Raw genomic sequence first — 24,823 nt, 5'->3', positions numbered from 1 at the left:
GTCTCCTCGATTGGTCGGGCGCAGCGGCGACGGTCCGCCGCTCATGGCAAGGTGGGATTGGCTATTTCACCGCGCCCAGCATGCCTTCGACGAAGCGGCGCTGGAGCAGGAAGAAGATGATGAGGGTGGGGAGCGTCGCCAACACGGTGCCGACCATGACCACGCCGTAGTCCGGGTAGTAGGCCGAGCTCAGCGACTGGATGACTAGGGTGATCGTCTTCTGCTCGTTGGTCTGCAGCACGATCAGCGGCCACAGGTAGTTGTTCCAGTTGGCCATGAACACGATGATGATCGCGGCCGCATAGGTCGAGCGCATCACCGGCAGGTAGATGAACAGGAAGATCTGCCACTCGTTGAGCCCGTCGATCTTGGCCGCTTCGCGCAGTTCCGAGGGGAAGGCCTTCGTCGCCTGGCGGAAATAGAAGATGATGAAGATCGAGGCGATCGCCGGCAGCAGGATGGCCGCGTAGGTGTTGATGAGCTTGAAGTTCGCCATCATGATGAAGAGCGGCACCATCAGCGCGGCAAACGGGATCGACAGCATCAGCAGCAGCAGCCCGAAGATGCGCTCGCGAAAGCGGTTCTTGAACATCTCGAAGCCGTAGCCGGCGAGCGAGGAGACAGCGAGCGTCAGCACCGTGCCGACGATGGCGAGGAAGGCCGAGTTCCAGAAGATGCGCGGCGCATCCACCTGGGTGAAGAAGGCGACCGTGTTGTCCCAGAGCGCGGTTCCGAACGTGGCCTTGCCGGTGTTGATGTCGGCGGCGGTATTGGTGGCCGAAACGATCATCCAGAAGAACGGGAAGATCGAGACGAAGGCCGCAATCGAAAGCAGCAGGTAGAGGGCGGTGCGCCCGGCGAGATGCGGAAAGTTGAAGGCGCGTGTGGTCCGGCGCTCGGTCCGCGTCGTGCTCAGGGGGAGGGCCTGGTCGGTCATTTGCTGCGATCCCGTGCGACGACGAACTGGAAGAAGCTCAGGATGCCGACCAGCACCACGATCACGTAGCTGACGGTGGCGGCGTAGCCGAAGCTGGGCATGAACTTGAAGGTCAGGTTGTAGATGTAGAGCGAGAGGGTGAGCGTCGAGTCCGACGGGCCGCCCAGCGTGATGGTGTTGACCTCATCGAACAGCTGCAGCGTGCCGATGGTGGAAATCACCGAGGTGAACAGGATCACCGGCTTCAGCATCGGCACGGTGATGTACCAGAAGCGGGCCCAGGCCGGGATGCCGTCGATCTTGGCCGCCTCGTAGATCGAGCGGTCGATGTTCTGCATGGCGGCGAGGTAAAAGATCATGTTGTAGCCCGTCCAGCGCCAGGTGATGGCCGAGATGACCACGACCTTGGCCCAGAAGGGGTCGCTCAGCCACGGGATCGGCGAGCCGACGAGGCCGGTGGTCATCAGGAAGTCGTTGATGACGCCGTCGACGGCGAACATCGACTTGAACAGGATCGAGTAGGCGACCAGCGAGGTCACGCAGGGCAGGAAGATGGCGGTGCGGAAGAAGCTGCGGCCCCAGAGCTTGCTGTCGTTCAGCGCCGTCGCGAACAGCAGCGCCAGGACCAGCATGATCGGCACTTGGATGACGAGGAAGATCAGCGTGTTGGTGAGCGCGCGCTGGAACACGGGGTCCTGTGTCAGGCGCTCGATATTGGCCAGGCCGCCAAAGCTGAAGTTCATGCCGCGTCCGGTCTGGAAGCTCATCCAGAGCGACCACAGGATCGGATAGATCATGAAGATGCCGACCAGAACGAGTGCCGGCATGATGAACAGCCAGCCGTTCAACTGCTCGTCGCGTGCGAGTTTTGCCTGTGCCAATGTCATTCCTCACGACTGGCGGCCATCGTCGAAGGGACTTTGATCCCCGATATCATCCCGGCCTTCGCCGGTATGATATCGGGGATCTGTTGCCCCTGCGGCAGGGAAGCCGGCCGCCACTGGCCCAATGGAGTCGCGGCGACCGACAGTCCGTTGGCTGACCTTACTGGGTCTGCTGCTTCACCTGGGCGTCGATCGCCGCGATCGCCGCGTCGATGTCGCCACCATCCTTCAGCGCCGGGATCTGCGCGATCACGGCCGCGTCGGCTTCGTTGGTGAAGATGCCGTAGTTCACGCCCGGAATGGCAGCGAGCCAATCGGAGAAGTTCTGCCACACGGCCTGGCCGCCGAAGAACGCGTCGCTGGCCTTGAACGCCTCACCCTCGCGGGCGGCAAGGAGCGAACCCAGGGCGCCCTGGTTGATGAGGATCTTCTGGTAGAAGTCGACATCCTTGCCCCAGACGGTGGCGAGGAAGTCGGTGGCCTCGGCCTTCTCGGCCGACGAAGCGATGACGTACCAGCTCGAGCCGCCGAGGTTCGAGGCATGGGTGGCGCCTTCGACGCCGTCAAGCTTCGGGATGGGCGCGACGCCCCACTTGCCCGACTGGTCGGGCTGGGCCTTGATCGTGCCGGTCATCCAAACGCCGGTGACGGTGCCCGACACTTCGCCCGAAGTGAAGGCGCCGGTGTAGTCGTTCCAGCCCGCCACCTGCTTGTAGACGCCCGACTGCAGCACGTGGGCGAAATTGGTCAGCGCAGCCTTGAACTTGGCATTGCCGGCGATGGCCGACTGGCCATCAGGCGTGAAGTACCAGGCGCCCGCGGACTGCAGCATGATGCGCAGCAGGCCCGCGTCGTTGAGGTCGAGGCTGATCAGCTTGTGGCCGGTCTTGGCTTCGACGTCCTTGCCGATCTCGATGAACTTGTCCCAGGTGATGTCCTGCAGGGCGGCGTCGTCATAGCCGGCATCCTTGAGGTAGTCGCTGCGGTAGAAGAAGCCGGTGACGCCGGAGTCGAAGGGCAGCGAGTAGGTCTGGCCGTTGAGCGTGGCGAGTTCGACCTTGTAGGGCGCGAAGCCGGTGTAATCGACCTTGCCGGTCAGCGGCTCGAAGGCGCCGGGGAAGGACTGCAGGTACTTCTGCGCGCCGTAGTCCTCGATCAGCACGATATCGGGCAGGCCCTCGGTGGTGCCCGAGGCGAGCTGCGCCTGTAGCTTCTGCTCGAGATCGGCCTTGGCGAAGTCGACGATGTTGAAGGTCACGTCCGGATGCGCCGCGGTGTAGCGGGCCGCGGCTTCCTTCATCGTGGCGCCGTTGAAATTCGGATCCCAGCACCAGACGGTGACTTCGGCGGCCGCGGCGGCCGAAACGGCGAGCATGGAGACGCCGGCGATGGCCAGGCCGAGCGAGCGGCGCCAACGCGATGCGGTGGTAGTCATGAAGTCCTCCCTTTTCATTTGGCTCACCTTGGGCAAGCGTGGTTAGAATATGCGACCAAAGGGGTATGTCCGCGACAAAGGGAACATGGACTTGGCGGAAAGTAAGGTACGTGCCGTCTATGAGCCCAACGGCTCGGGCGTGGAGAGCCGGCCGACCAACCTGTTGACGTTCCACGCCGCGCCATTGCTGATGCTGAAGCCGCACTGGCATGCGCAAGTGGAGGTCAACTACATCGTCGCGGGCAGCGTGCACTACCGCATGCACACGCACGAGCTGACGCTCAAGGCCGGGCAGCTGGTGCTGTTCTGGGGCGGGCTGCCGCACCAGATGGACGACCTTTCCGACGACGCCATCTATGCCGGGGGCCATCTGCCGCTGATGCACTTCTTCCGCCTGCGGCTGCCCGAGGATATTCCGCACCGGCTGATGCAGGGCGCAACGCTGCTCAGCAATGCCACCGACGAATCCGATCCGGTCAGCTTCGCGCGCTGGAACGACTATGCGCGCTCCGGCGACCCGGTGAAGTCGCAGCACGCCGTGAACGAGTTGTTGCTGCGGCTCGAGCGCGTGCGGTTCGAGGCCTACGAGCTGGTCGGCAACTCGCCACGGCTGGACCCGCAGCACGAGTCGATTGAATTGCAGTCGTCCCGCAACGTCGGACGGATGTGCGATTTCATCGCCGAGAACTTCCTCAGCGACATCGACTCCGTCGACATCGCCGCGGCGGCGGACCTGCACCCGAAATACGCCATGAGCATCTTCAAGCGCTCGACGGGGATGACGCTCAACGAATATGTGAGCCTGCTCCGCCTCAGCTACGCCCAGGCGCTGTTGCTGCGCGAGGATGCGAACGTGCTGCGCGTGGCGATGGAGTCGGGCTTCGGTTCGCTCAGCGCCTTCAACAAGTCGTTCCGCAAGATCGCCGGCATGTCGCCCTCGGACTTCCGGCGCGATGCGCGCGACATGCCGCTGCTCTCCTCCGACGCCCTGGCGTCCTGAGCTTGAACTGGCGCGCGCGGGCATTGTAACCATGCCCGATCAAGGGCGGGGGAAGCGTCATGTTCGTGGTGGGCGGCGAGAGCCTGATCGACCTCATTTCCGAGCCGGTGGGGCCAGATGGCACGATCCGGCTCGTCGCGCACCAGGGCGGTTCGCCCTACAACTGTGCCATTGCCCTGTCGAAGCTGGGCAACGACACCGGGTTCCTGTGCCCGATCAGCACGGACGGGCTGGGCACCTACCTGCTCGGGCCGCTGGCCGAGGCGGGGGTGAAGCCGCTGCTGAAGGATCGCGTCGAGGCGTACACGACGCTGGCGGTGGTGACCTTCGATGCCAAAAAGAGTGCGCAGTACGGGTTCTATCGCAATGCCGACCGGGCCTTCACGCGCGAGGGGCTGATCGCCGGGCTGCCCCGGGCGCTGGAGGTGTTCCAGGTCGGCGGCTTCTGCCCGATCGAGCCGGAAGACGCGGCGGTGTGGCTGGACGTGGCCAACGAGGCGGCGCGACGCGGCGCGACGCTGTCCATGGATCCCAATGTGCGTCCGTCACTGGTGCCGGATTTCACTGGCTACAAGGCGCGGCTCAGCCAGTTCCTCGATGTCGTCAACCTCGTGAAGGTTTCGATCGAGGATCTTGGCGCGCTCGAGCGCAACAAGGCGGTGAAGGCCTCGGACTTCAGCGCCGCCGAGACCGAGGCCATCGTCCGGAAATACGTGGCCGATTTCCTCGATAGGCCGAATATGGGGCTGGTGGTCGTCACATTCGGCGAAGAGGGCAGCCGCGCCTTCACCCGGTCCGGATCGGCCGCCGCGGAAATCTTCCCGGCCGTGCCATTCGGCGATACCGTGGGTGCCGGCGACACGCTGATGGCCGGGATCCTCACCATTCTCAGCGAACGCGGCGCGCTGAACCGGGACGGGTTGCGCGGGCTCGATTCCGCCGCGCTCGGCGAGGTGCTGCGCTTCGGTGCAGTGGTGGCGGGGCTGAACTGCCGGCATTTCGGCTGCGTGCCGCCGACCCGCCGCGAGGTCGAGGCCGTACTCGCCGGCTGAGACTAGGCCGCGGCCCGGATTTCGAGGGCAGTCTCAAGCGTCATCTCGGTGTGGTGGGCCCATTCCGGCCTGGGCTCCGGAAAATCGGTGCGGAAGTGGCCGCCGCGGCTTTCCTCGCGCGCCAAGGCGCCGGCCGCGACGAGCGTTGCCGAGGTGGTCATGTTGAGGAACGAGCGGGTGACGCCCGCTGCAGTCGTTTCGAGCTCGGCGATCGAGCGCAGCGCCACGCGAAGGTCGGTTGCGTTGCGCTCGACGCCGACGAGATCGGTCATGACGCGGCGCAGCTCCTGCACCGCCTGCAGGTTACGCAGCCGCTCCTCCACCGCTTCGCCCTCGGCCTCGTTCCATTCGATGCCGGCGAAGGGCGGAAGCGGGGCGCGCAGCGGCTCGAGGCCCGAGATATCGGCAGCGATACGCGCGCCGTAGACGACGGCTTCCAGGAGCGAGTTGGACGCGAGGCGGTTGGCGCCGTGCAGGCCGGTGGAGGAACACTCTCCGGCGGCCCACAGGCCGGGCAGCGAGGTGCGCCCGCGTTCGTCCACCTTGACGCCGCCCATGTGGTAGTGCGCCGCCGGGGTCACCGGGATCGGCTGGGTCACCGGATCGATGCCGAAATCCGTGCAGTACTTGGCGACCGTCGGGAAGGTGGTGAGGATGCGGGCGCCGAGGGCCTGTCGTGTATCGATAAAGACTCGGTGCCCGGCCCTGATCTGGCGGTAGTTGGCGCGGGCGACGATGTCGCGCGGCGCCAGTTCGGCGTCCTTGTGCACGGCGGGCATGAAGCGCTCGCCCAGCTCGTTGACGAGGATGGCGCCCTCGCCGCGCAGCGCTTCGGTGGCGAGTGGGGCGGGGTCGGCGCCGGTGGCGATGGCCGTGGGATGGAACTGGACGAACTCCGGGTCGGCGATTAGCGCGCCGGCGCGAGCCGCCATGCCCATGGCGTGGCCACGCACCCCGGGCGGGTTGGTGGTGACGGCGTAAAGGCCGCCGAGGCCGCCCGCGGCCAGTACCGTGGCGCGGGCGCGCACCAGGATCGGTTCGGCATAGCGGTCGCCGAGCTTGCGCGCGAAGACGCCGATGATGCGACCGTCGGCGCGGGCAAGATCGACGACCGTGAGGCCTTCGACGATCCGGATCGACGGGGTTTGGCGCACCTGCGCGATCATCGCCTGCATGATGGCGTGGCCGGCGCGATCGCCTTGGACGCGCACGACGCGGTTGCGCGAATGGGCGGCTTCCTTGCTCAGCACGTAGTGCCCGAGCCCATCGCGGTCGAACGGCGTGCCCCAACGGGCAAGGTCCTCGATGCGGGCTGCGGCCTCGGCGGCAACCGACTCGGCTTCGTCTCCGTCAACGATGCCGGCGCCGGCGATCTCGGTATCGACGGCATGCGCGTGCGGCGTGTCGCCTTCGCCCACCGCCGCCGCAACGCCACCCTGCGCCCAGGCCGAGGAGGCGCCGTAGCCGAGGGGCTTGGGGGAGATGACGGTGACGGGCCTCGGCGCCAGTTTCAGTGCACAGAACAGGCCAGCGAGCCCGGCACCGACGATGAGGGCACCGTCGGCGTTGAGGACGTTGTCGGAGATCGTCATGGTCCTCCCCGGGGCGAGACGCCCGGGTCAGGCCTCATCCACGACGGGAGTCTCTGCGGCCCGCTTCTTGAGCGAGTCGATGGCGTTCTTGGCGCTCGACCTGGACTTGTAGGTCTCGGTGCGAACCATCGTCTCGCCGTTCGAGGCGACGAAGCGGACGAAGGTCTGGCCATCCTTTGAGGCGGCGAGCTCGAAGCGATAGCCCTTGCCCTCCTCACCCTTGGCCGTATCCACCACGGCGGCGCCCGGAGCGTTCTTCTTCAGCGAGGCTATCGCGTTCTTGGCGCTGTCCTTACTGGCGTAGTTCTCGGACCAGAAGATGGTCTCGGCGTTGTAAACGTACTTGGCAACGAACTGGCCGCCCTTGGCGGATGTGATCTTGAAGCTGTGCGGCACGACGCTTGACCCCTCGTTTGCGAGCCGGGTGATAAGTCATGGCCCGTATCACGAAGGTTAGCGCGCCATTCCGTTGTGGCAACATACAAATGTCGGTGCGCCACTATTTCCAGATCGCGCATCCGTGGACTCCACTACGGAGTTGTCTGTACGGTATCCCCACTACGGGGGTGTCGGTGGCAAAACTTGCTCTGGCCGTCGAGGAGGTGAGGCCGCTCGGCCCGGACCGGGCGGCATTTCGTATCTCGACGCGAGCCGCCCAGTTGGCGCACCGGGCGTTCGATGTCCCGATCCTGGTGTATCGGCGCGTGCCCAAGGCACTGCTGTTTGTCGGGACCGGCCGCGTCGTCGGCCTCGATGTCGATGTGCCGGGATTCGAGCTTGTCCGCCTCGACGGGTATCGCGCCTTCGACCGCGGGGTGCCAAGCGGGCGCGACGACGAGGTGCGCGATCCGGGTGTGCGGCGCAGCCTGTCGCTTGAGGACGGACGCTTCGACGATATCCTGCACCAGGCCACAGCGATGGATGCCGGCGTGCCGGCGCTTGAAGAGACACAGACGCTGTTCGCGCACGACCGGCAATCCGGGCTGGATGCCTATCTGAAGCTGCACGACCGGGTGCTGCAGCGGTGGCAGCATCGTTGCGTCTTCACCGGCGCGCAATTCCCGCCGAGCGCGACGCGCCCGCATCCCGACCTGAAGGTGGTCGCCATACGGCCGCGCGAACTGGGCGGGCAGCTGCATGTGCGCAACTACCTGCCGATGGTGGCGGAGGCCGAGGAGGCCTGGCTGTCCGGGCACCTGACGCTGGGGAGCGAGTTCGGTTTCGTCGTTGCGGAACGGCTAATCGATCCCGAACTGCATGAGAAGCTGCTGCCGCTGGGCCGGCTGGAGCTACCGGAATCGCCTGCCCTGTGGCCCGATGCGGCATCCGTTGCCTACCACCGGGCCAATATCTTCGATCGGGACTGGCCCCGCTCCTAGCCACCTCACCGCTGCGCTGCCGGAAGGCGCCGGGCCGGCCAGCTCAGTCCCGCTTCTTCGAAAAATCGATCATGCGCTGCACGGCGGCGCGGGCGGGGGCCATCAGTTCATCAGCCACCGTCACTTCTTCGGTCATGGTGTGCAACGACCACAGGATGTTCTCGAGGTTGATGCGCTTCATGTGCGGGCAGATGTTGCAGCCGCGCAGGAAATCGACGCCGGTCGTTTCCGACGCGACGTTGTCCGACATCGAGCACTCGGTGACCATCACCACGCGCGGCGGCTTCTCGGTCTTGACGTAGTCGATCATCGCAGCGGTCGAGCCGGCGAAATCGACGGCGTCAATCACCTCCGGCGGGCACTCGGGGTGGGCAATGATCTTGGCGGTCGGATAGGCGTGGCGCAGTTCGGCGATATCGGCGGCGGTGAAGGTCTCGTGCACCTCGCACGACCCAGCCCAGGTGATGACCTTCTTGCTGGTCTTCTTGGCCGTGTTCCGCGCCAGATACTGGTCGGGGATCATGATCACGGTGTCGCCGGGGATGCCGTTGACGATATCGGCGGCGTTCGACGACGTGCAGCATACATCGCTCACCGCCTTCACGGCGGCCGAGGTGTTGACATAGGTGACCACCGGTACGCCCGGATACTGGGCGCGCATGGCGATGACGTCTTCGGGCGTGATCGAGCTGGCCAGCGAGCAGCCGGCGCGGCTGTCGGGGATCAGTACGGTCTTCCTGGGATTGAGCAGCTTGCTCGTCTCGGCCATGAAGTGCACGCCGCACTGCACGATGATCGACTGCTTGACCTTGGTCGCCTCAATGGCGAGCTGCAGGCTGTCGCCGACGATATCGGCGACGCCATGATAGATCTGCGGCGCCTGGTAGTTATGCGCCAGGATGACGGCGTCCTTCTCCTTCTTGAGCCGGTTGATCTGCAGGATCAGCGGCGCATAGAAGGGCCATTCGATCTCGGGGATGCGATCCTTGAGCTTGTCATAGGTGCGTGCCGTGACCCGCTCGACCGCCTTGGTGAACTTCAGGTCGAACTTGTCCGCGAGGATGGCGCGGGCCTCCTCCAGCGGAGTGAGAGCGTTGATCTGCTGCACCGCGTTCGTCCCTCCAAGAACCGGGCAGACTTAAGGTCGAACCGGGCGCATTTCAATCTGATCATTTGGCTTGATCGGGGCGCGGCTCTTGCCTAACGCTCACGCCGACGAAAAGCTGAAGCCACCGAGGACCACCATGCCGCAAGATGCCGCCGCCCTCCGCCAGACGCTCTCGCTCGCCCCGGTGATCCCGGTGATCGTGCACGACGACGTGTCGACCGCCCGCGATCTCGCCGAAGCGCTCGTCGCCGGCGGGTTGCCGGTGCTCGAGGTGACGCTGCGGACGCCGCATGCGCTGCAGGTCATCGAGGAGATGGCCAAGGTGAAGGGCGCCGTTGTCGGCTCCGGCACGGTGCGCTCGCCGCTGCAGATGGGCCATTCGGTCGATGCCGGCTGCCAGTTCATGGTGTCGCCGGGCGCGTCGCCGCGCCTGCTCGAGGCGGCCGAAGAGCACAGGATTCCGCTGCTGCCCGGAATCGGCACGCCCACCGAAGCCATGACGGCGTCCGAACACGGCTACTCGTTCCTGAAGTTCTTCCCGGCAGAGGCGCTGGGCGGGGTCAAGGTGCTGAAGGCCTATGCCAGCCCGCTCGCCGACATCACCTTCTGCCCCACCGGCGGCATCGACATGGTCAAGGCCCGGGAATACCTGGCGCTGCCCAACGTGATCTGCGTCGGCGGCTCGTGGGTCATGCCGGCCGATGCCATTGCCGCCAGGGACTGGAAGCGCATCGAGACGCTGGCGCGGGAAGCGTCGCAGCTGAATCACTAGTGATCGATTTGGCAGTCGGGACTCCCTTCTCCCCTTGCGGGAGAAGGTGGCGCGCAGCGCCGGATGAGGGGTCCGCAGCCAGCGGTTGCGCGACGGGAGCGGGAGCGACGGGCGACGGAGTTCGCGGAGAGTTACCCCTCATCCGCCCTTCGGGCACCTTCTCCCGCAAGGGGAGAAGGCGATGACTGCGAAGTCAGCGAAGAACGTCACTATCGGCCTCTCCCACCTGCGCATCACCCTCTCCGAGACCTTCTACATCGGTCCCGGCCGCGCCGACCTGATGGAACTGATCGCCGAGACCGGGTCGATCTCCGAGGCGGCCAAGCGGATGGGCATGTCGTACAAGCGAGCCTGGAGCCTGGTGCAGGCGCTCAACGAGGGGTTCGGGGCGCCGCTGGTCGATGCCTCGCGCGGCGGCAAGGAGCAGGGCGCCAGCCTCAGCGCGGCCGGCCGCGAAGTGCTCGAGCGCTATCGCGGCATGCAGGAAGCGACACGCAGGGCGATCGCGCGGGATGTCGACGCACTGTCGGCGCTCCACACTGATATGTCTGATCGAAAATAACGCTTGCTGCTGGCAAGCTGCTTTGCCACAACAATCGATATTTCTTTCGGGACATATCGATGGAGGCCCCATGCGCCGCACGTTCCTCCTGCCGGGCCTCGCTCTGGCCGTGCTGATGACGGTCTCCGCGCCGGCTGCCGAGATCAGCGCGGCAGTAGCTGCGAACTTCACCAAGCCGGCCGAAGAACTCGGCAAGGCGTTCACCGCGAGGACCGGCGATACGGTGGCCTTCAGCTTCGGCGCGACCGGCCAGCTCTATACCCAGCTCAGCCAGGGCGCGCCGTTCGAGGTGTTCCTTGCGGCCGACGACAAGCGGCCGGCGCTTGCGGTGCAGGAAGGCTTCGGCGTCGCGGGTACAGTGTTCACCTATGCCGTGGGCAAGGTGGTGCTCTATTCCCCGACCATCGACGTGACCGATGGGGCGGCCGTGCTGAAGGCCAACGCCTTCCAGCATCTTGCGGTCGCCGACCCCAGGACTGCGCCCTACGGCGCCGCCGGCATGCAGGTGCTGGACAGGCTCGGGCTCACCGAGACGGTCGCAGCCAGGATCGTCACCGGCGAGAACATCTCGCAGGCGCTGCAGTTCATCGAATCCGGCAATGCCGAGTTGGGCTTCGTGGCCCTGAGCCAGGTGGTCGACAAGCCGGCAACGCAGGTCTGGCGGGTGCCGGCCGAGGACTATGCGCCGATCCGGCAGGACGCGGTGCTGACCACGGCCGGGGCGGGCGATCCAGCGGCCAAGGCGTTCCTGCAGTTCTTGCAGGGCGATGAAGGCAGGGCCATCATCGAGAAATATGGCTACGAGGTGAGGTGAACGATGCCAAGCGTCACCGAGATTGCGCAGCCGGTCGGGCTGACGCTGACGCTGGCGCTCATCGTCACTGCCATCCTGCTCTTCGTTGCGACCCCTATCGCTTGGTGGCTCACCCGCTCGCAATCGGCCTGGAAGGCCCCTGTGGCGGCCGTGGTCTCGCTGCCGCTGGTGCTGCCGCCGACCGTGCTCGGCTTCTACCTGCTGCTTGCGTTCGGACCGAACGGTCCGGGTGGACTGATCGCCCCGCTGTGGGGCGCCCGCACGCTGGCCTTCTCGTTCGAGGGGCTGGTGATCGCCTCGGTACTCTACTCGCTGCCGTTCATGACGCAACCGCTGCGCACCGCCTTCGAGGCCATCGGCGACGAGCCGCTCGAGGCGGCGGCGACGCTCGGCGCCGGACGCCGGAGCACGTTCTTCCGCCTCGTCATCCCGCTGGCCCGCTCGGGCTACCTCACCGGCGCCATCCTCACCTTCGCGCATACGGTGGGCGAGTTCGGCGTGGTGCTGATGATCGGCGGCAACATCCCCGGCAAGACCAAGCTGGTGTCGATGGCGATCTACGATTTTGTCGAGCGGCTGGAGTGGGACAAGGCGCATCTCCTCGCCGGCGGCATGGTTCTGTTCGCCTTCGTCGTCATCACCACGGTCATGCTGATCGACCGGCGGGTGGGGCGGATTGCGGGGGTCAACTGACGATACCTGATGCTTGCCGACCCCCTTGATCCTTCCCTCTTGCGGGGAGGGGACCGGGGGGAGCGTTTCCCGTACCGGTGCATACTGTAGGTAGGACACTCGCCCAGCCACCGGGTCATTCCCGCGAAAGCGGGAACCTCTGTTTTGGGATGGCCCGGCAAACGGAGGTCCCCGCTTTCGCGGGGATGACACCGAGATTGTGGTAAGCTTCCTGCCTTAAGCCAGGCGCAGCAGTTCCACGAAGCGCTTCAGCGCCTTGCCCAGGCCCTTGCGCTTCTTGTCGGTCAACTCGGCGAACAGCGCTTCCTCGAGCTGTTCCCAGTTGGCGGCGAGGACTTCGCGGATGCGCTCGCCGCGTTCGCTGAGGGCAAGTCCGGGCGCAAGCTCGGGGCCGGTAGCCCGGTGCAGGACGACATCGCGCTCGATCAGCCGCTCGAGGCGCGGCTGCAACTGTTCGGCGCCTAGGCCCAATTCGGCGGCCAGACGCTCCTCGCTGGCGCCCGGTTCGGCATGCAGAGCGAAGATCACGGCGTCGTCGCCCGGCTCGAGCCCGCGGTCGAGCAGCGGCACCAGCAGCGCCTTGTGCGCCAGCTGGCCGGCTTCGATCAGCCTGTAAAGCGTTGAGCGGGCTTCGGGTTCGGTCATGGGTGGATAGATAGACTGCAGGATCGGTTCGAGCGACATGGCTCCCATCCTATCGTTAATCACCGAACGACCAAGGGGCGGCATTGTTCACCCCGTGCGGATGACTTATTCGTGCGGGTGGACGCTCCGATCAATCTACACGGTTTTGCCCGTCGCATGAGCCAGGACCTTGCCCGTATCCGCGCCTTTGTCCAGGTCTTCGACGCTGGCGGCTTCTCTTCCGCGGCCCGCCAGCACGGTCGGTCCAAGGCGCTTCTCAGCAAGTACGTCACCGACCTCGAGGACTATCTCGGAGTGCGGTTGATGAACCGCACGACGCGAAAACTCAGCCTTACCGAGGCGGGCGAGGCCTACTATCGCGAGGCGAGCCAGCTGCTGCAGCAGCTCGACGAGCTCGATGCCACCATCTCCGACCAGACCTCGGAACCGCGTGGCATGCTGCGCATCTCGGCGCCGCGCAACCTCGGCGAGACGACGCTGGCGCCGGCGATCTTCGCCTTCATGGTCAAGAACCCGCTGGTCTCGGTCGACCTCAGGCTCGAGGACCGCTATGTCGACCTCGTCGAGGAGGGGGTGGACGTCGCGCTGCGCATCTCGACGCTGGCCGATTCCTCGCTGATCGCGCGCAAGATCTCGGACATGCGGCACGCGATCTGCGGCTCGCCCGATCTGGTGCAGCGCGTCGGCCTGCCGGCCTCGGGCGAGGCGCTGCGCACCATGCCATGCATCCTCGATACCAACATGCCCTCGCACAGTTCCTGGCGGTTCATCGAAGACGGCAAGCCGTTGACCGTGCACGTCTCCGGGCCGGCCCGCGTCAATTCCCCGGTGGCCGCGATGCAGGCGGCGCTGGCCGGCCTCGGCTTTGCCGTATTGCCAACCTACCTCGCCGACCCGCAGATCGCCGCGGGGCGGCTGGTGCGCGTGCTCGAGGACCGGATGCCGGAAGGCCCGAGCCTGCAGGCGGTGTACCCGCACCGGCGGCATCTGGCTGGCAAAGTCCGCGCGCTGATCGACCATCTGGTCGCCTGGTTCGCGGACAATCCGGTCACCTGAGGGGAGAGGGCAGGCACTGATGGTCATGGGATTGCGCAAGCTGGTGCTGGCGGCGGTCGCCGCCCTTGCATGGGCCGGCGCGGCCCAGGCGCATCCCCACATCTGGATCGATGCCAAGGCCACGCTGGTTTTCAACGACCAGGGCGAGCTTGCTGCCATTCACAACAGCTGGACGTTCGACGAGGCGTTTTCGGTCTGGCAGATCCAGGGCCTCGATACCGACAACGACGGCATCACCTCGTCCGGGGAAATGCAGGAACTGGCCGACGAGAACCTAAAGGGCTTGGCCGAGTACGGTTTCTACACCTCGCTGGTCGAGGGTGGGGCGCCCATCGCGCTCTCGTCGATGAACGACGGCAGGTTCGTGTTCGGGAACAATCGCTCGACGCTGACCTTCGGTGTCGCGCTGTCCGAGCCGCATCGCATCGAGCGCCGGCTCGAGCTCGCCATCGCCGACCCCGAATACTATGTCGCCATCGCCTTTGCCGGGCCGGAGGACGTGACGCTGCAGAATGCACCCGTCGGGTGTATGGTGCGCCTTCAGCCGCCGCGCGAGCTGTCACCCGAGCTGCAGGCGCGGTTGGGTGAACTGCCCCCCGACGTCACCACGTTGCCGGCCGATCTCGAGGCGGCGGTGCGCGGCTCGCAGGGCGAGATCGTCGTCGAGTGTCCGACCACGGCGCCGGCCAATACTGCCGCGACCGCGCTCGAGGCGGTCAATCAGGTGGCCGAGGCCAGGCCCTCCATGCCGTTCGGCGGCCCGCCGCCCGAGCCGGGGTTCAGGTTGCCGCGTACCGGGCTGCTCGGCTGGGTCCAGGTGGCGCAGGAGGATTTCTACAGGGCGCTCACCGCGGCGCTCGGCAAGCTCAGGACGGACTGGAACGCCTTCTGGATCCTTGGCGGGCTGAGCTTTCTCTATGGCGTCTTCCATGCCGCCGGGCCCGGCCACGGCAAGGTGGTGATCGGCAGCTACATGCTCGCCAATGAGCGGCAGCTCAAGCGCGGGGTAGCCCTGAGCTTTGCCGCGGCGATGATGCAGTCGCTGGTGGCAGTGGTATTCGTGGGCGTCGCCGCGGCGATCCTGGGCCTCTCCAGTGCGGTGATGGACAATGCCGTGCTGTGGGTCGAGAAGGCGTCCTATGGCCTCATCGCCCTGCTCGGTGTCTGGCTGATCGCGCGCAAGCTGTTCGGCTGGGGACACGACCATCGCCACGACGCCGACCTCACCGCCAAGGCGCACCAGCACCTGCATGCCGACGAACCGGCCGGTCACGCGGTGCTCGCCGGTCAGACGCCCGCCTTCACCTTTCGCACGGCAACGCAGCCGGCCGGTGGCCCGGCGCTCGACGGCCATGGTCGGGTGCCGGGCGACGCGCACTATGGCCACGATCATGGTGACACCGACCATGACGGGCATGATCACGCGCACGTCGTCACCGCCGACCAGACCGGCGGCGACTGGCGCGAGCAACTGGGCGTCGTGCTCGGGGTGGGTCTCAGGCCGTGCTCGGGTGCCCTCATCATTCTGGTCTTCGCGCTCAGCCAGGGCATCCTTGCCGCGGGCATAGCGGCGGTGTTCCTGATGGGTCTGGGGACCGCGATCACGGTAGCCACCCTTGCGATCCTCGCCGTGGGCGCGAAGGGCCTTGCGGCGCGCTACCTCGGCCGCAGCGGCAGCCGCGCGGGGCAACTCGTCTGGTGGGCCGAACTGGCCGGAGCGGTGGTGGTGTTCCTGTTCGGCGCACTGCTGCTGCTGTCGAGCCTGTAGAACCGGCGCGACACACTTGCACTTGTGTTCGGGGCCTCCCCGACTATGGTGCGCCAGCAAGAACGCCACCAGCAGACAGGCCACCCATGGCACCCGAACTCCCTCCCGGCCACCCCCCCATCAGGACGCCGAAAGTCGGGGTCCTACTGCTCAACCTCGGCACGCCCGACGCGACCGACTACTGGTCGATGCGCCGCTTCCTCAGCGAGTTCCTGTCCGACCGGCGTGTCATCGAGGTCAACCCGCTGTTCTGGCAGCCGCTGCTGCAGGGCGTCATCCTGTCGGTCCGACCGCAAAAGAGCGGCGCGAACTACAAGCGTATCTGGGACAACGAGGCGGGCGACAGCCCGTTGCGGGTGATCAGCCGGCGGCAGGCAAGCAAGCTGCAGGAGCGGCTGGGGAGCAATGTCGTGGTCGAGATCGGGATGCGCTACGGCAACCCGTCGACCGAGGCCGGGATCAAGGCGCTGCAGGATGCGGGGTGCCAGAAGATCCTGCTCGCGCCGCTCTACCCGCAATACTCGGCGACGACGGTGGGCACGGCCAATGACAAGGCGTTCGATGTGCTGAAGACGCTGCGCTGGCAGCCGGCGATCCGCACGCTGCCGCCCTATTTCGACACCCCGACCTATGTCGAGACGCTGGCGCAGAGCATCGCCGAGGGCGTCGCCAAGCTGGATTTCACGCCCGACGTCATCCTCACCTCCTACCACGGCATGCCGATCGAGTACCTCGAGAACGGCGACCCGTACCATTGCCAGTGCCTCAAGACGACGCGGCTGGTACGCGAGTATCTCGGCTGGCCGGCGGACAAGCTGAAGGTCACGTTCCAGAGCCGGTTCGGAACGGCGCAGTGGCTGCAGCCCTATACCGATACGACGCTGGAAGCGTTGCCCGCCGAGGGCAAGAAGCGTGTGGCCGTGGTGGCTCCGGCCTTCTCGGTCGATTGCATCGAGACGCTCGAGGAACTGGCCATCACCGGGCGCGAACAGTTCGAGCACGCCGGCGGCGAGCGCTACGCCTACATTCCCTGCCTCAACGACAGCGAACCGGGCATGGCGATGCTGGAAACGGTGATCCGGAAGGAACTGGCTGGCTGGATCTAGGGGGCTCGACCGCGCCCTCACGGAGTGGCTTCGGGCGAGGCGCCCTACTGCTCCAGATCCTTCAGCGGTCCTGCGACCGCCTCGACCATGCCCTTGGTGATCGACTGGGTGAGCTCGAAATAGTCAGGCCACGGGTCGGGCTGCCCGGCCCGCTCGGCCGCCGCTTCGATGTCGAACTGGTTGGCGGCCTTCAGCCTATCGAGTTCGTCCCAGCCGACCGGTACGGCGCACGGCACGCCCGGCCGGGCGCGGGTGGAGAACGGCGTGACCGCGGTCGCGCCGCGTTCATTACGCAGGTAGTCGACGAACATCCGGCCCTGGCGCTGGACCTTCCTGATATTGGCGGTGAAGCTGTCGGGCTCGTTGTCCTCGAGGCGCTGCGCGAAGGTGCGGCAGAAGAGCTTGACCAGCGGCCACTCGGTTACCGGCCTCAGCGGCGCAATGACGTGGACGCCCTTGCCGCCGGTGACCATGGGATAGCTCTGCAGCCCCCATTCCTTCAGCACGTCGCGGATTCGGCAGGCGGCGGCGCGCACGCGCCCGAAGTCGAGCCCAGCGTCGGGGTCGATGTCGAAGATGATGCGATCGGGCTTTTCGAGCGTGTCGATATGGCTGCCCCAGATATGGAACTCGAGCGTCGACATTTGCACGCCAGCCATCACGCCCGCGATGTCGGTGACATAGAAATGATCTTCGCGCTCGCTCTCCTTCAGTTCGATGGCGACACGCCTCATCGTGTCGGGGAACCCCCCGGTGTCGTGCTTCTGGAAGAAGGGCCGCGAGCCATTGGGGACGCGCACGAGGGCGAGGGCCCGGTTGGCGACATGCGGCAGCATGCGCTCGGCAACGGCATCGTAGTAGGCGATGAGCTGGGCCTTGGTGACCGTCTCGCCGGCAAGCACCGGCCGGTCGGGGCTCGTCAACCGCACGCCGCGGCGTTCGGCGATCGCTACACCCATGTCGTTGGTCAGCTGCATGCAGACGAGAGTAGCGCGACATTCGGGCTTTGTCGCCGTCACGCGGCTGCGGATAGCCTGCCGGCAATGTTGCGCCGACTCCCCGTCGCCCCTACATCTTCAACAGGGCTGGGCGTCAGGAGAGGTTTTGGGGATGGGCTTTCTGCAACTCGATGGATTGAGCGTGGCGCTCATCGCACTGGGCGTGCTGGCGGTGCTGGTGCTGTTCGCCGGCGCCAAGGTGGTGCCGCAGGGCTACAACTACACGGTCGAGCGCTTCGGTCGCTACATCCGCACGCTGAAGCCCGGGCTCAGCCTGATCATCCCGTTCGTCGACAGCGTCGGCAAGAAGATCAACATGATGGAGCAGGTGCTGGACGTGCCGCATCAGGAGGTGATCACGCGCGACAACGCCACGGTGACCGCCAACGGCGTCACCTTCTACCAGATCCTCGATGCCGCGGCGGCCGCCTACGAAGTGGCCCAGCTCGAGATCGCCATCCTCAACCTGACGATGACCAATATCCGCACGGTGATGGGCTCGATGGACCTCGACGAGTTGCTCAGCCATCGCGACGAGATCAACAGCCGCCTGCTGCGCGTCGTCGATACCGCGGTGAGCCCGTGGGGCCTCAAGATCACCCGCATCGAGATCAAGGATATCGACCCGCCCAAGGACCTCATCGAGTCGATGGGCCGACAGATGAAGGCCGAGCGCGAGAAGCGCGCGCTGATCCTCGAGGCCGAAGGCAAGCGGCAGGCGGCGATCCTGCAGGCCGAGGGCCAGAAGCAGAGCCAGGTGCTTGAGGCCGAGGGCCGGCGCGAGGCGGCGTTCCGCGATGCCGAGGCGCGCGAGCGTTCGGCCGAGGCCGAGGCCAAGGCGACCGAGATGGTGTCGAACGCCATCGCCTCGGGCAACGTGCAGGCGATCAACTACTTCGTGGCCAACAATTACATCAAGGCGCTGGAAGCGCTGGCCAAGTCGCCCAACCAGAAGGTGCTCATGCTTCCGGTCGAGGCGTCGAGCGTGATCGGCGCCATCGGCGGTATCGCCGAGATCGCCCGGGAGACGTTCGGCGGCGGTGACGGCAAGCCGGCGCCGCGCGTGCCGACCAGCCGGCCGCCGTCGACCACCTGATCCAGCAGCGAGGAACAGCAAGTGCAGGTCGTCGATTTCATCGCCCAGTACGGCGCCTGGTCCTGGATCGTGGCCGGGCTGTTGCTGCTCGGGCTCGAACTGGTTCTGCCGGGCGGGGTGCTGGTCTGGCTCGGGGCGGCTGCGCTTGTGACCGGCGTGCTGTCCCTGTCCATTGCCGTGTTCTGGCCGCTGCAGTTCGTCATCTTCGGGGCGTTGGCGCTGGTTGCGATCTGGCTGTGGCTGCGCGTGCGCGGCCCGGGTCCGGTGTCCGACCGGCCGTTCCTCAACCAGCGGGCGCAGCGCTATGTCGGCCGCGAGGTGGTGCTGGACCAGCCGATCCTCGATGGCGTGGGCCGGTTGAGCCTCGACGATACCACCTGGCGCGTCACCGGCCCGGACCTCGCCGCCGGCGTTCGGGTGCGGATCGTAAGCGCCCAGGGGGCGGAACTGACCGTCGAGGCGGCCTGAGGCAAGCCGCTGCCGTCGGGCGGGTAAGCCGTTCTTAGCACCTGGGCGCTAGCGTCAGCGCGTCCTTTGCACGTGAGGTACCCGATGGCGGTTCTGGTCACCGGCGGCGCCGGCTATATCGGCAGCCATATGGTGTTGCGCCTGGCCGACGCCGGCGAGACCGTCGTCGTGCTCGACAACCTCAGCACCGGTTTCGACTGGGCCATCGACCATCGCGCCAGCTTCGTTGCCGGCAATGCCGGCGACATGGCCCTCGTCGGCGGGATCATTGCCGAGCGCGAGGTCGATGCGATCATCCACTTCGCCGGCTCCATCGTGGTGCCGGAATCGGTCACCGATCCCCTGAAGTACTACGCCAACAATACCGCGACCTCGCGCAACCTGATCGAGGCGGCGGTCAGGAGCGGGGTGCGGCACTTCATCTTCTCCTCGACCGCCGCGGTCTACGGCAATGCCGGGCTCGAGCCGGTGGCCGAGACGAGCCAGCTGATGCCGGAATCGCCCTACGGGCGCAGCAAGCTGATGACCGAGCTGATGCTGGCCGACGTGGCCGCCGCGCATCCTCTGGCCTATGGCGTGCTGCGCTACTTCAACGTATCCGGCGCCGACCCCGGGCGGCGCAGCGGGCAGTCCTCGCCGACGGCGACACACCTGATCAAGGTGGCCGCGCAGGCCGCGCTGGGGCAGCGCCCGCAGATGGGCATTTTCGGCACGGACTTTCCCACGCCCGACGGCACCGGGGTGCGCGACTACATCCACGTCACCGACCTCGTCGAAGCGCATGCCCTGCTGCTCGACTACCTGCGCGAGGGCGGAGCGTCCATCACCATGAACTGCGGCTACGGTCGCGGCTACTCGGTGCGCGAGGTGATCCGCGCGGTGAAGGATGTGTCCGGTGTCGACTTCGAAGTGGTGGAGCAGCCGCGCCGCCCGGGCGATCCGGCTTCGATCGTGGCCCGGGCCGAAAAGATCCGCGAGGTCCTGGGCTGGACGCCGGCGCATGACGACCTAACCGAGATCGTCGAGGCGGCGCTGACCTGGGAACGCTATTTGGCCACGAGGAATCGGTAGCAGCTTGAGTCTTCCCCACCCGCCTCGCTTGGCGAGGCACCCTCTCCCGCAGGGGAGGGGGAAGGGGAGCAAGATCGTGCCACAATACCCTCTCCCCTTGAGGGAGAGGGTGGCCGCGTCAGCGGCCGGGTGAGGGGAAGTCCAGCATGCTTCGCATTGCTATCGTGTTTGCGCTCCTGCTTGCCACGCCGGCTCTCGCCGCCCCGGTCGAGTCCTTCGCGTCGTTCCTCCGCAACTTCGAGGCCAGGGCGATAGCGGCCGGCGTCAGCGCCGAGACGTACCGCGCCGCGACCGCGGGCCTGACGCCGGATCCGGACATCCCCGACCTCGTCGAGACGCAGCCCGAGTTCACCACCGCGGTGTGGGACTATCTCGACAAGCGCGTCACCACCGGCCGGATCGAACGCGGACAGGCGGCGATCGAGCGCAACCGCGCGCTGTTTGCCGATGTCGGCACGCGCACCGGCGTCGATCCCTATGTCCTGGGTGCCATCTGGGGCATCGAGACCGACTATGGCGCGGTGCTCGGCAACGCCAGGCTGATCCGGCCGATCATCCGCTCGCTGGCCACGCTGGTGCACCAGCGGCGCGGCCGGCTGAAGCAGGACGAAGCCGATTTCATCGCCGCACTGCAGCTGCTGCAGATCAATCACATGCAGGCGAGCGAACTGGTCGGCTCCTGGGCCGGCGCCATCGGACACCTGCAGGTCAACCCGTCCAACGTCATCGCGCATGGCTCCGATGGCGATGGCGACGGTCGCATCGACCTGCACCATTCGCTCGCCGACGCGCTGGCGACGAGCGCCAAGTTCCTGCTCGACCTGGGCTATCGCCCCGGGCTCGACTGGGGCTTCGAGGTCGATGTGCCGGCGGGCTTCGACTACCTGCTGGCGACGCGCGACGAGCTGCGGCCGGCGTCGTTCTTCGCCGATCGCGGCGTGCGGCGGGTGAAGGGGCGGCAGTTCGCCGACCTCGCGACCCCGGTGTTCCTTTATGCGCCGGCCGGGCAGGGCGGGCCCAAGTTTCTGATGACGGCCAACTACCTCGTGCTCAAGGGTTACAACTTCTCCGACAGTTACGCGCTGTCGGTCGCCCACCTGGCCGACCGGCTGAAGGGCTCGGGCGGCTTCGTGCATCCATGGCCGCGCGGCACCAAGTTTCCCAACCTGAACCAGCGCAAGGCGATCCAGCAGGCCCTGATTGACCTCGGGCTCTACGATGGCGTCGTCGACGGGCGCATCGGACCGGTCAGCCAGGCGGCCTATGCACGCTTCCAGGCGGCGCAGGGCGAGGTAGCGGACGGCTTCATCACGCTCCGCAGCTATGAGGAGCTGGCCGCGGCGACACGGTGACCGAACCCTCCTCCCTTGAATCCACCTCCACCGGGTCATCCCCGTACCTCCACCGGGTCATCCCCGCGAAAGCGGGGATCTCCGTTTGGCCGCGCGCTCTGCCAACAGAGGTTCCCGCCTTCGCGGGAATGACTCGGAAATCGATCGAAAGCTGGACGGATGCGCACTGCCCTCCGGGGGAAGCAGAACAGCGGTAGATTTGTTGCGAGCAGGGTTCTATTCGCCCCGTCGCATCGGCTAAATGCACCCATGCAGAGAAAACCCAACCGGCTGGTGATCTGGCTTGCAGGCCTTGCGGTGCTGGCGCTCGTGCTCACCGACGTGCTGACGATGTTTGCCGAAGCGCGCGAGATGGTAACGCCGCCTGCGGCAATCACCGCGCAGGCCGAGAGTGGCCCCATGCTTGTCGCACAGGCCGACCAGGCGCCCCCGCGCAAGAAGCGGCGCACGCTGATGGATCTGCTGTTCGGCGACCCGCAGGAACAACAGCAACAGGCGCCCGTCGTCGAAAAGCCGGTGGTCAAGCCCAAGAAGGCCGACCTGCCGCCGGCAAAGCCCAAGATCGAAAAGGCCGCGGGCGCCACGCGTCTCGCCGTATTCGGCGACTCGATGGCGACCGACGTGGGTCTGGCCCTGGAGCGCCTCTATGCCGACGACCCGAACCTGGCCGTGATCGTGCAGGGCGTCGGCTCGTCGAGCTTCGTGCGTCCGGATTTCTTCGACTGGCCCAAGACGATCGACCAGCAGATCGCGGCGAACACGTTCGATATCGCCGTGTTCATCATCGGCATCAACGACCGCCAGAAGATGCGGCTCAACGACCAGAGCTACGGTTCGCTGACGCCGGAATGGACCACCGAGTACTCGGCCCGGGTCAGCAACGTGGTGCGCGCAATGCGCGCGGCCAACAAGCCGGTGATCTGGATCGGGCTGCCGCCGATGGAAGCGCCCAAGTTCGGCAAGGCGATGATCCAGGTCAACGAGATCCAGCGGCTCGCCGCCTTCTCGGGTGGTGCCGAGTTCCTCGATATCTACGACAAGTTCGCCGCCGAGGATGGCGGCTACACCTCGCGCGGGCCCGACCTCAACGGCAACCAGGTGCGCATGCGCAAGGACGACGGCATCCACTTCTCTGCCGCCGGCGCCGACAAGCTCGCCTTCTATGTCAGCCAGAGCCTGAGGAACTACTATCGCGGCGGCGGCGCCGTCGGCATCGAGGTGGCCGATCCGCTGCTCGGTACCGATGCCCAGCTGATGCTCAGGCCGCCGTACCAGGGCCTGGGGCAGATGAAGCTGCTCGAGGTGGCGGGGGCCGTCATTCCGCTGACCAATGCAACGCGCCGCGCGGTCGACCTCGTCACCGCCGACACGGCCGACGCCGTCCCGGCCGGTTTCGACCTGACCCAGATGCTCGAAGCGCCCGTGGGACGCGCCGATGCCTTCGGCGTGGGCAAGGTGGAGAACCCGGCGGGACCTTAGGTCATGTCACTGTCTGCTTGAAGCGATGCCGCTTTCCGGTGTGGGGAGCAGCAGAATGCCTTGCGGCGATGACTGCGGCTTAGCTCTACGGTGAAAAGCCAAGGGGCGCCTCGGCGCCCCTTGTTCATTCAGTCCGCTCAGCGCGGCAGGTCGGTCGTTCCCATCAGCCATTCGTCGATCGAGCGGGCGCACTGGCGCCCTTCGCGGATGGCCCAGACGACCAGCGACTGGCCGCGACGCATGTCGCCGCACGAGAAGAACTTCTCCCGGCTGGTCTGGTACCTGATGGTGTCGGCCATGACGTTGCTGCGCTTGTCGGTGGCGACGCCGGCCTCCTGCACCAGGCCCTCCTGCACCGGGCCGAGGAAGCCCATGGCGAGCAGCACGAGATCGGCCTTGAGGGTGAACTCGGTGCCCGGGATCGGTTGGAACTTCTCGTCGGCGCGCGCGCACTGCAGGCCGGTGACCTTGCCGTTCTCGCCGTCGAACTTGATCGTTGCCACGGCGAAGTCGCGTTCCACGCCCTCTTCCTGGCTCGAGGAGGTCCGCATCTTCAGCGGCCAGTTCGGCCAGACGAGCGCCTTGTTCTCCTTCTCGGGCGGGGCGGGCATGATTTCGATCTGGGTGACCGTAAGCGCGCCCTGGCGGTTCGAGGTGCCGATGCAGTCCGAGCCGGTGTCGCCGCCGCCGATGACGACGACGTGCTTGCCGCCGGCGAGGATCGGGTTGACGTTGTTCAGCGGCTCGCCGGTGATGCGGCGGTTCTGCTGGCTGAGGAAGTCCATGGCGAAGTGGATGCCGTCGAGCTCGCGGCCCGGGATCGGCAGGTCGCGCGGCTTCTCGGCGCCGCCAGCCATGGCGATCGCGTCGTACTGGTTGGCGAGATCCTCGACCGAGATGTCCCTGCCGACATTGACGCCGGTATGGAGCACCACGCCTTCGGCCACCATCTGCTCGACGCGGCGGTCGATGATCTTCTTGTCGAGCTTGAAGTTCGGGATGCCGTAGCGCATCAGGCCGCCGATCTGCTGGGCCTTCTCATAGAGATGAACCTCGTGGCCGGCGCGGGCGAGCTGCTGCGCGGCGGCCATGCCGGCCGGGCCCGAACCGACGACGGCAACCTTCCTGCCGGTCTTGATCGGGTTGACCTGCGGCGTGATCCAGCCTTCTTCCCAGCCCTTGTCGACGATGGCGCATTCGATCGACTTGATGTTCACCGGGGTGTCCGGGATGTTCAGCGTGCAGCTGGCCTCGCACGGGGCGGGGCAGATGCGGCCGGTGAACTCGGGGAAGTTGTTGGTGGAGTGAAGGTTCTTCAGCGCCTTCAGCCATTCGCCCTTGTAGACGAGGTCGTTCCAGTCCGGGATCTGGTTATTCACCGGGCAGCCGTTGTGGCAGTACGGAACGCCGCAATCCATGCAGCGCGCCGCCTGGTCGCGGGTGCCCTTGTCGCCCAGCGGGATGGTGAACTCGTTGTAGTTCTTCAGCCGCTCTTCGACCGGGAGATAGTCCCGCTCGACGCGATCGATCTCGAGGAAGCCTGTGATCTTGCCCAT

General features: G+C 66.3%; 24 protein-coding genes. 15 read left to right on the top strand and 9 right to left on the bottom strand.

Annotated elements, in window-relative coordinates; translation table 11 throughout:
* Positions 1–61: 61 nt before the first annotated feature.
* The 3 genes from J0I99_RS15805 to J0I99_RS15795 all read right to left on the bottom strand — a co-directional run bounded on the left by J0I99_RS15805 (position 62) and on the right by J0I99_RS15795 (position 3,256).
* Positions 62–937, bottom strand: coding sequence for a carbohydrate ABC transporter permease (locus tag J0I99_RS15805; protein ID WP_291398576.1), 876 nt, complete (start codon positions 935–937; stop codon positions 62–64).
* Positions 934–1,824, bottom strand: a complete 891-nt coding sequence (locus J0I99_RS15800) for a carbohydrate ABC transporter permease (protein WP_291398575.1) — start codon at positions 1,822–1,824, stop codon at positions 934–936. Before J0I99_RS15800 ends, J0I99_RS15805 begins: the two co-directional genes overlap by 4 nt.
* A gap of 157 nt (positions 1,825–1,981) precedes the next feature.
* Entirely contained in the window at positions 1,982–3,256 is a 1,275-nt protein-coding gene (locus J0I99_RS15795; RefSeq protein WP_291398574.1) for an extracellular solute-binding protein, read from the bottom strand.
* Positions 3,257–3,341: 85 nt separating this feature from the next.
* Here J0I99_RS15795 and J0I99_RS15790 point away from each other — a divergent pair, with 85 nt between their 5' ends.
* Both J0I99_RS15790 and J0I99_RS15785 read left to right on the top strand, forming a co-directional pair.
* Complete coding sequence (locus J0I99_RS15790) at positions 3,342–4,256, top strand: helix-turn-helix domain-containing protein (protein ID WP_291389683.1); 915 nt, start codon at positions 3,342–3,344, stop codon at positions 4,254–4,256.
* Positions 4,257–4,315: 59 nt separating this feature from the next.
* On the top strand, positions 4,316–5,308 hold the full coding sequence (locus tag J0I99_RS15785; protein ID WP_291398573.1) for a PfkB family carbohydrate kinase: 993 nt from the start codon (positions 4,316–4,318) through the stop codon (positions 5,306–5,308).
* A 2-nt stretch (positions 5,309–5,310) separates the two neighbouring features.
* On the opposite strand, the gene J0I99_RS15780 is transcribed toward J0I99_RS15785, so the two are convergent.
* Both J0I99_RS15780 and J0I99_RS15775 read right to left on the bottom strand, forming a co-directional pair.
* A complete protein-coding gene (locus J0I99_RS15780; protein WP_291398572.1) occupies positions 5,311–6,900 on the bottom strand; it encodes an L-aspartate oxidase in 1,590 nt (529 codons plus the stop codon).
* Between the two features lie 27 nt (positions 6,901–6,927).
* Entirely contained in the window at positions 6,928–7,296 is a 369-nt protein-coding gene (locus J0I99_RS15775) for a DUF1508 domain-containing protein (protein ID WP_291389686.1), read from the bottom strand.
* A gap of 38 nt (positions 7,297–7,334) precedes the next feature.
* Here J0I99_RS15775 and J0I99_RS15770 point away from each other — a divergent pair, with 38 nt between their 5' ends.
* Entirely contained in the window at positions 7,335–8,279 is a 945-nt protein-coding gene (locus tag J0I99_RS15770; protein WP_291398571.1) for a hypothetical protein, read from the top strand.
* A gap of 43 nt (positions 8,280–8,322) precedes the next feature.
* Here the strand turns inward: J0I99_RS15770 and nadA are convergent, their stop codons facing one another.
* Positions 8,323–9,378 carry a quinolinate synthase NadA gene (gene nadA, locus J0I99_RS15765; RefSeq protein WP_291398582.1) on the bottom strand — a complete coding sequence of 352 codons (1,056 nt, stop codon included), beginning with the start codon at positions 9,376–9,378 and terminating at the stop codon, positions 8,323–8,325.
* Between the two features lie 97 nt (positions 9,379–9,475).
* On the opposite strand from nadA, the gene eda reads away from it, so the two are divergent.
* The 4 genes from eda to modB all read left to right on the top strand — a co-directional run bounded on the left by eda (position 9,476) and on the right by modB (position 12,228).
* Positions 9,476–10,159, top strand: coding sequence for a bifunctional 4-hydroxy-2-oxoglutarate aldolase/2-dehydro-3-deoxy-phosphogluconate aldolase (gene eda, locus J0I99_RS15760; protein ID WP_367115445.1), 684 nt, complete (start codon positions 9,476–9,478; stop codon positions 10,157–10,159).
* Between the two features lie 181 nt (positions 10,160–10,340).
* Complete coding sequence (locus J0I99_RS15755; protein WP_291398570.1) at positions 10,341–10,721, top strand: LysR family transcriptional regulator; 381 nt, start codon at positions 10,341–10,343, stop codon at positions 10,719–10,721.
* A gap of 70 nt (positions 10,722–10,791) precedes the next feature.
* On the top strand, positions 10,792–11,535 hold the full coding sequence (gene modA / locus J0I99_RS15750) for a molybdate ABC transporter substrate-binding protein (protein ID WP_291398569.1): 744 nt from the start codon (positions 10,792–10,794) through the stop codon (positions 11,533–11,535).
* Positions 11,536–11,538: 3 nt separating this feature from the next.
* Positions 11,539–12,228, top strand: coding sequence for a molybdate ABC transporter permease subunit (modB, locus tag J0I99_RS15745; RefSeq protein ID WP_291389691.1), 690 nt, complete (start codon positions 11,539–11,541; stop codon positions 12,226–12,228).
* Positions 12,229–12,444: 216 nt separating this feature from the next.
* Here modB and J0I99_RS15740 read toward each other — a convergent pair whose 3' ends face one another.
* The gene (locus J0I99_RS15740; RefSeq protein ID WP_291389692.1) at positions 12,445–12,912 is read right to left on the bottom strand and encodes a hypothetical protein; all 468 of its coding nucleotides are present in this window, start codon (positions 12,910–12,912) and stop codon (positions 12,445–12,447) included.
* A gap of 117 nt (positions 12,913–13,029) precedes the next feature.
* On the opposite strand from J0I99_RS15740, the gene J0I99_RS15735 reads away from it, so the two are divergent.
* From J0I99_RS15735 to hemH, 3 genes are all read left to right on the top strand, one after another.
* Complete coding sequence (locus tag J0I99_RS15735) at positions 13,030–13,929, top strand: LysR family transcriptional regulator (RefSeq protein ID WP_291389693.1); 900 nt, start codon at positions 13,030–13,032, stop codon at positions 13,927–13,929.
* A 19-nt stretch (positions 13,930–13,948) separates the two neighbouring features.
* On the top strand, positions 13,949–15,697 hold the full coding sequence (locus tag J0I99_RS15730) for a DUF1007 family protein (RefSeq protein WP_291398568.1): 1,749 nt from the start codon (positions 13,949–13,951) through the stop codon (positions 15,695–15,697).
* Positions 15,698–15,783: 86 nt separating this feature from the next.
* Positions 15,784–16,803 carry a ferrochelatase gene (gene hemH / locus J0I99_RS15725; protein ID WP_291398567.1) on the top strand — a complete coding sequence of 340 codons (1,020 nt, stop codon included), beginning with the start codon at positions 15,784–15,786 and terminating at the stop codon, positions 16,801–16,803.
* Positions 16,804–16,847: 44 nt separating this feature from the next.
* Here the strand turns inward: hemH and ligD are convergent, their stop codons facing one another.
* Complete coding sequence (ligD, locus tag J0I99_RS15720; RefSeq protein ID WP_291398566.1) at positions 16,848–17,822, bottom strand: non-homologous end-joining DNA ligase; 975 nt, start codon at positions 17,820–17,822, stop codon at positions 16,848–16,850.
* Between the two features lie 91 nt (positions 17,823–17,913).
* Here ligD and J0I99_RS15715 point away from each other — a divergent pair, with 91 nt between their 5' ends.
* The 5 genes from J0I99_RS15715 to J0I99_RS15695 all read left to right on the top strand — a co-directional run bounded on the left by J0I99_RS15715 (position 17,914) and on the right by J0I99_RS15695 (position 23,267).
* A complete protein-coding gene (locus J0I99_RS15715; protein ID WP_291389698.1) occupies positions 17,914–18,897 on the top strand; it encodes an SPFH domain-containing protein in 984 nt (327 codons plus the stop codon).
* Positions 18,898–18,918: 21 nt separating this feature from the next.
* Positions 18,919–19,365: an NfeD family protein gene (locus J0I99_RS15710; protein WP_291389699.1), complete on the top strand. Its 447-nt coding sequence runs from the start codon at positions 18,919–18,921 to the stop codon at positions 19,363–19,365.
* A gap of 84 nt (positions 19,366–19,449) precedes the next feature.
* Complete coding sequence (galE, locus tag J0I99_RS15705) at positions 19,450–20,436, top strand: UDP-glucose 4-epimerase GalE (RefSeq protein WP_291389701.1); 987 nt, start codon at positions 19,450–19,452, stop codon at positions 20,434–20,436.
* Positions 20,437–20,582: 146 nt separating this feature from the next.
* On the top strand, positions 20,583–21,788 hold the full coding sequence (locus J0I99_RS15700) for a lytic murein transglycosylase (protein WP_291398565.1): 1,206 nt from the start codon (positions 20,583–20,585) through the stop codon (positions 21,786–21,788).
* Between the two features lie 249 nt (positions 21,789–22,037).
* Positions 22,038–23,267: a DUF459 domain-containing protein gene (locus tag J0I99_RS15695; RefSeq protein WP_291398564.1), complete on the top strand. Its 1,230-nt coding sequence runs from the start codon at positions 22,038–22,040 to the stop codon at positions 23,265–23,267.
* Between the two features lie 137 nt (positions 23,268–23,404).
* Here J0I99_RS15695 and J0I99_RS15690 read toward each other — a convergent pair whose 3' ends face one another.
* On the bottom strand, positions 23,405–24,823 hold the full coding sequence (locus tag J0I99_RS15690) for a glutamate synthase subunit beta (RefSeq protein ID WP_291398563.1): 1,419 nt from the start codon (positions 24,821–24,823) through the stop codon (positions 23,405–23,407).

It is taken from the genome of Devosia sp., assembly GCF_017307495.1.
In the GTDB taxonomy this organism is placed as follows: domain Bacteria; phylum Pseudomonadota; class Alphaproteobacteria; order Rhizobiales; family Devosiaceae; genus Devosia_A.
This window is presented reverse-complemented; position numbering and strand designations above follow the sequence as displayed.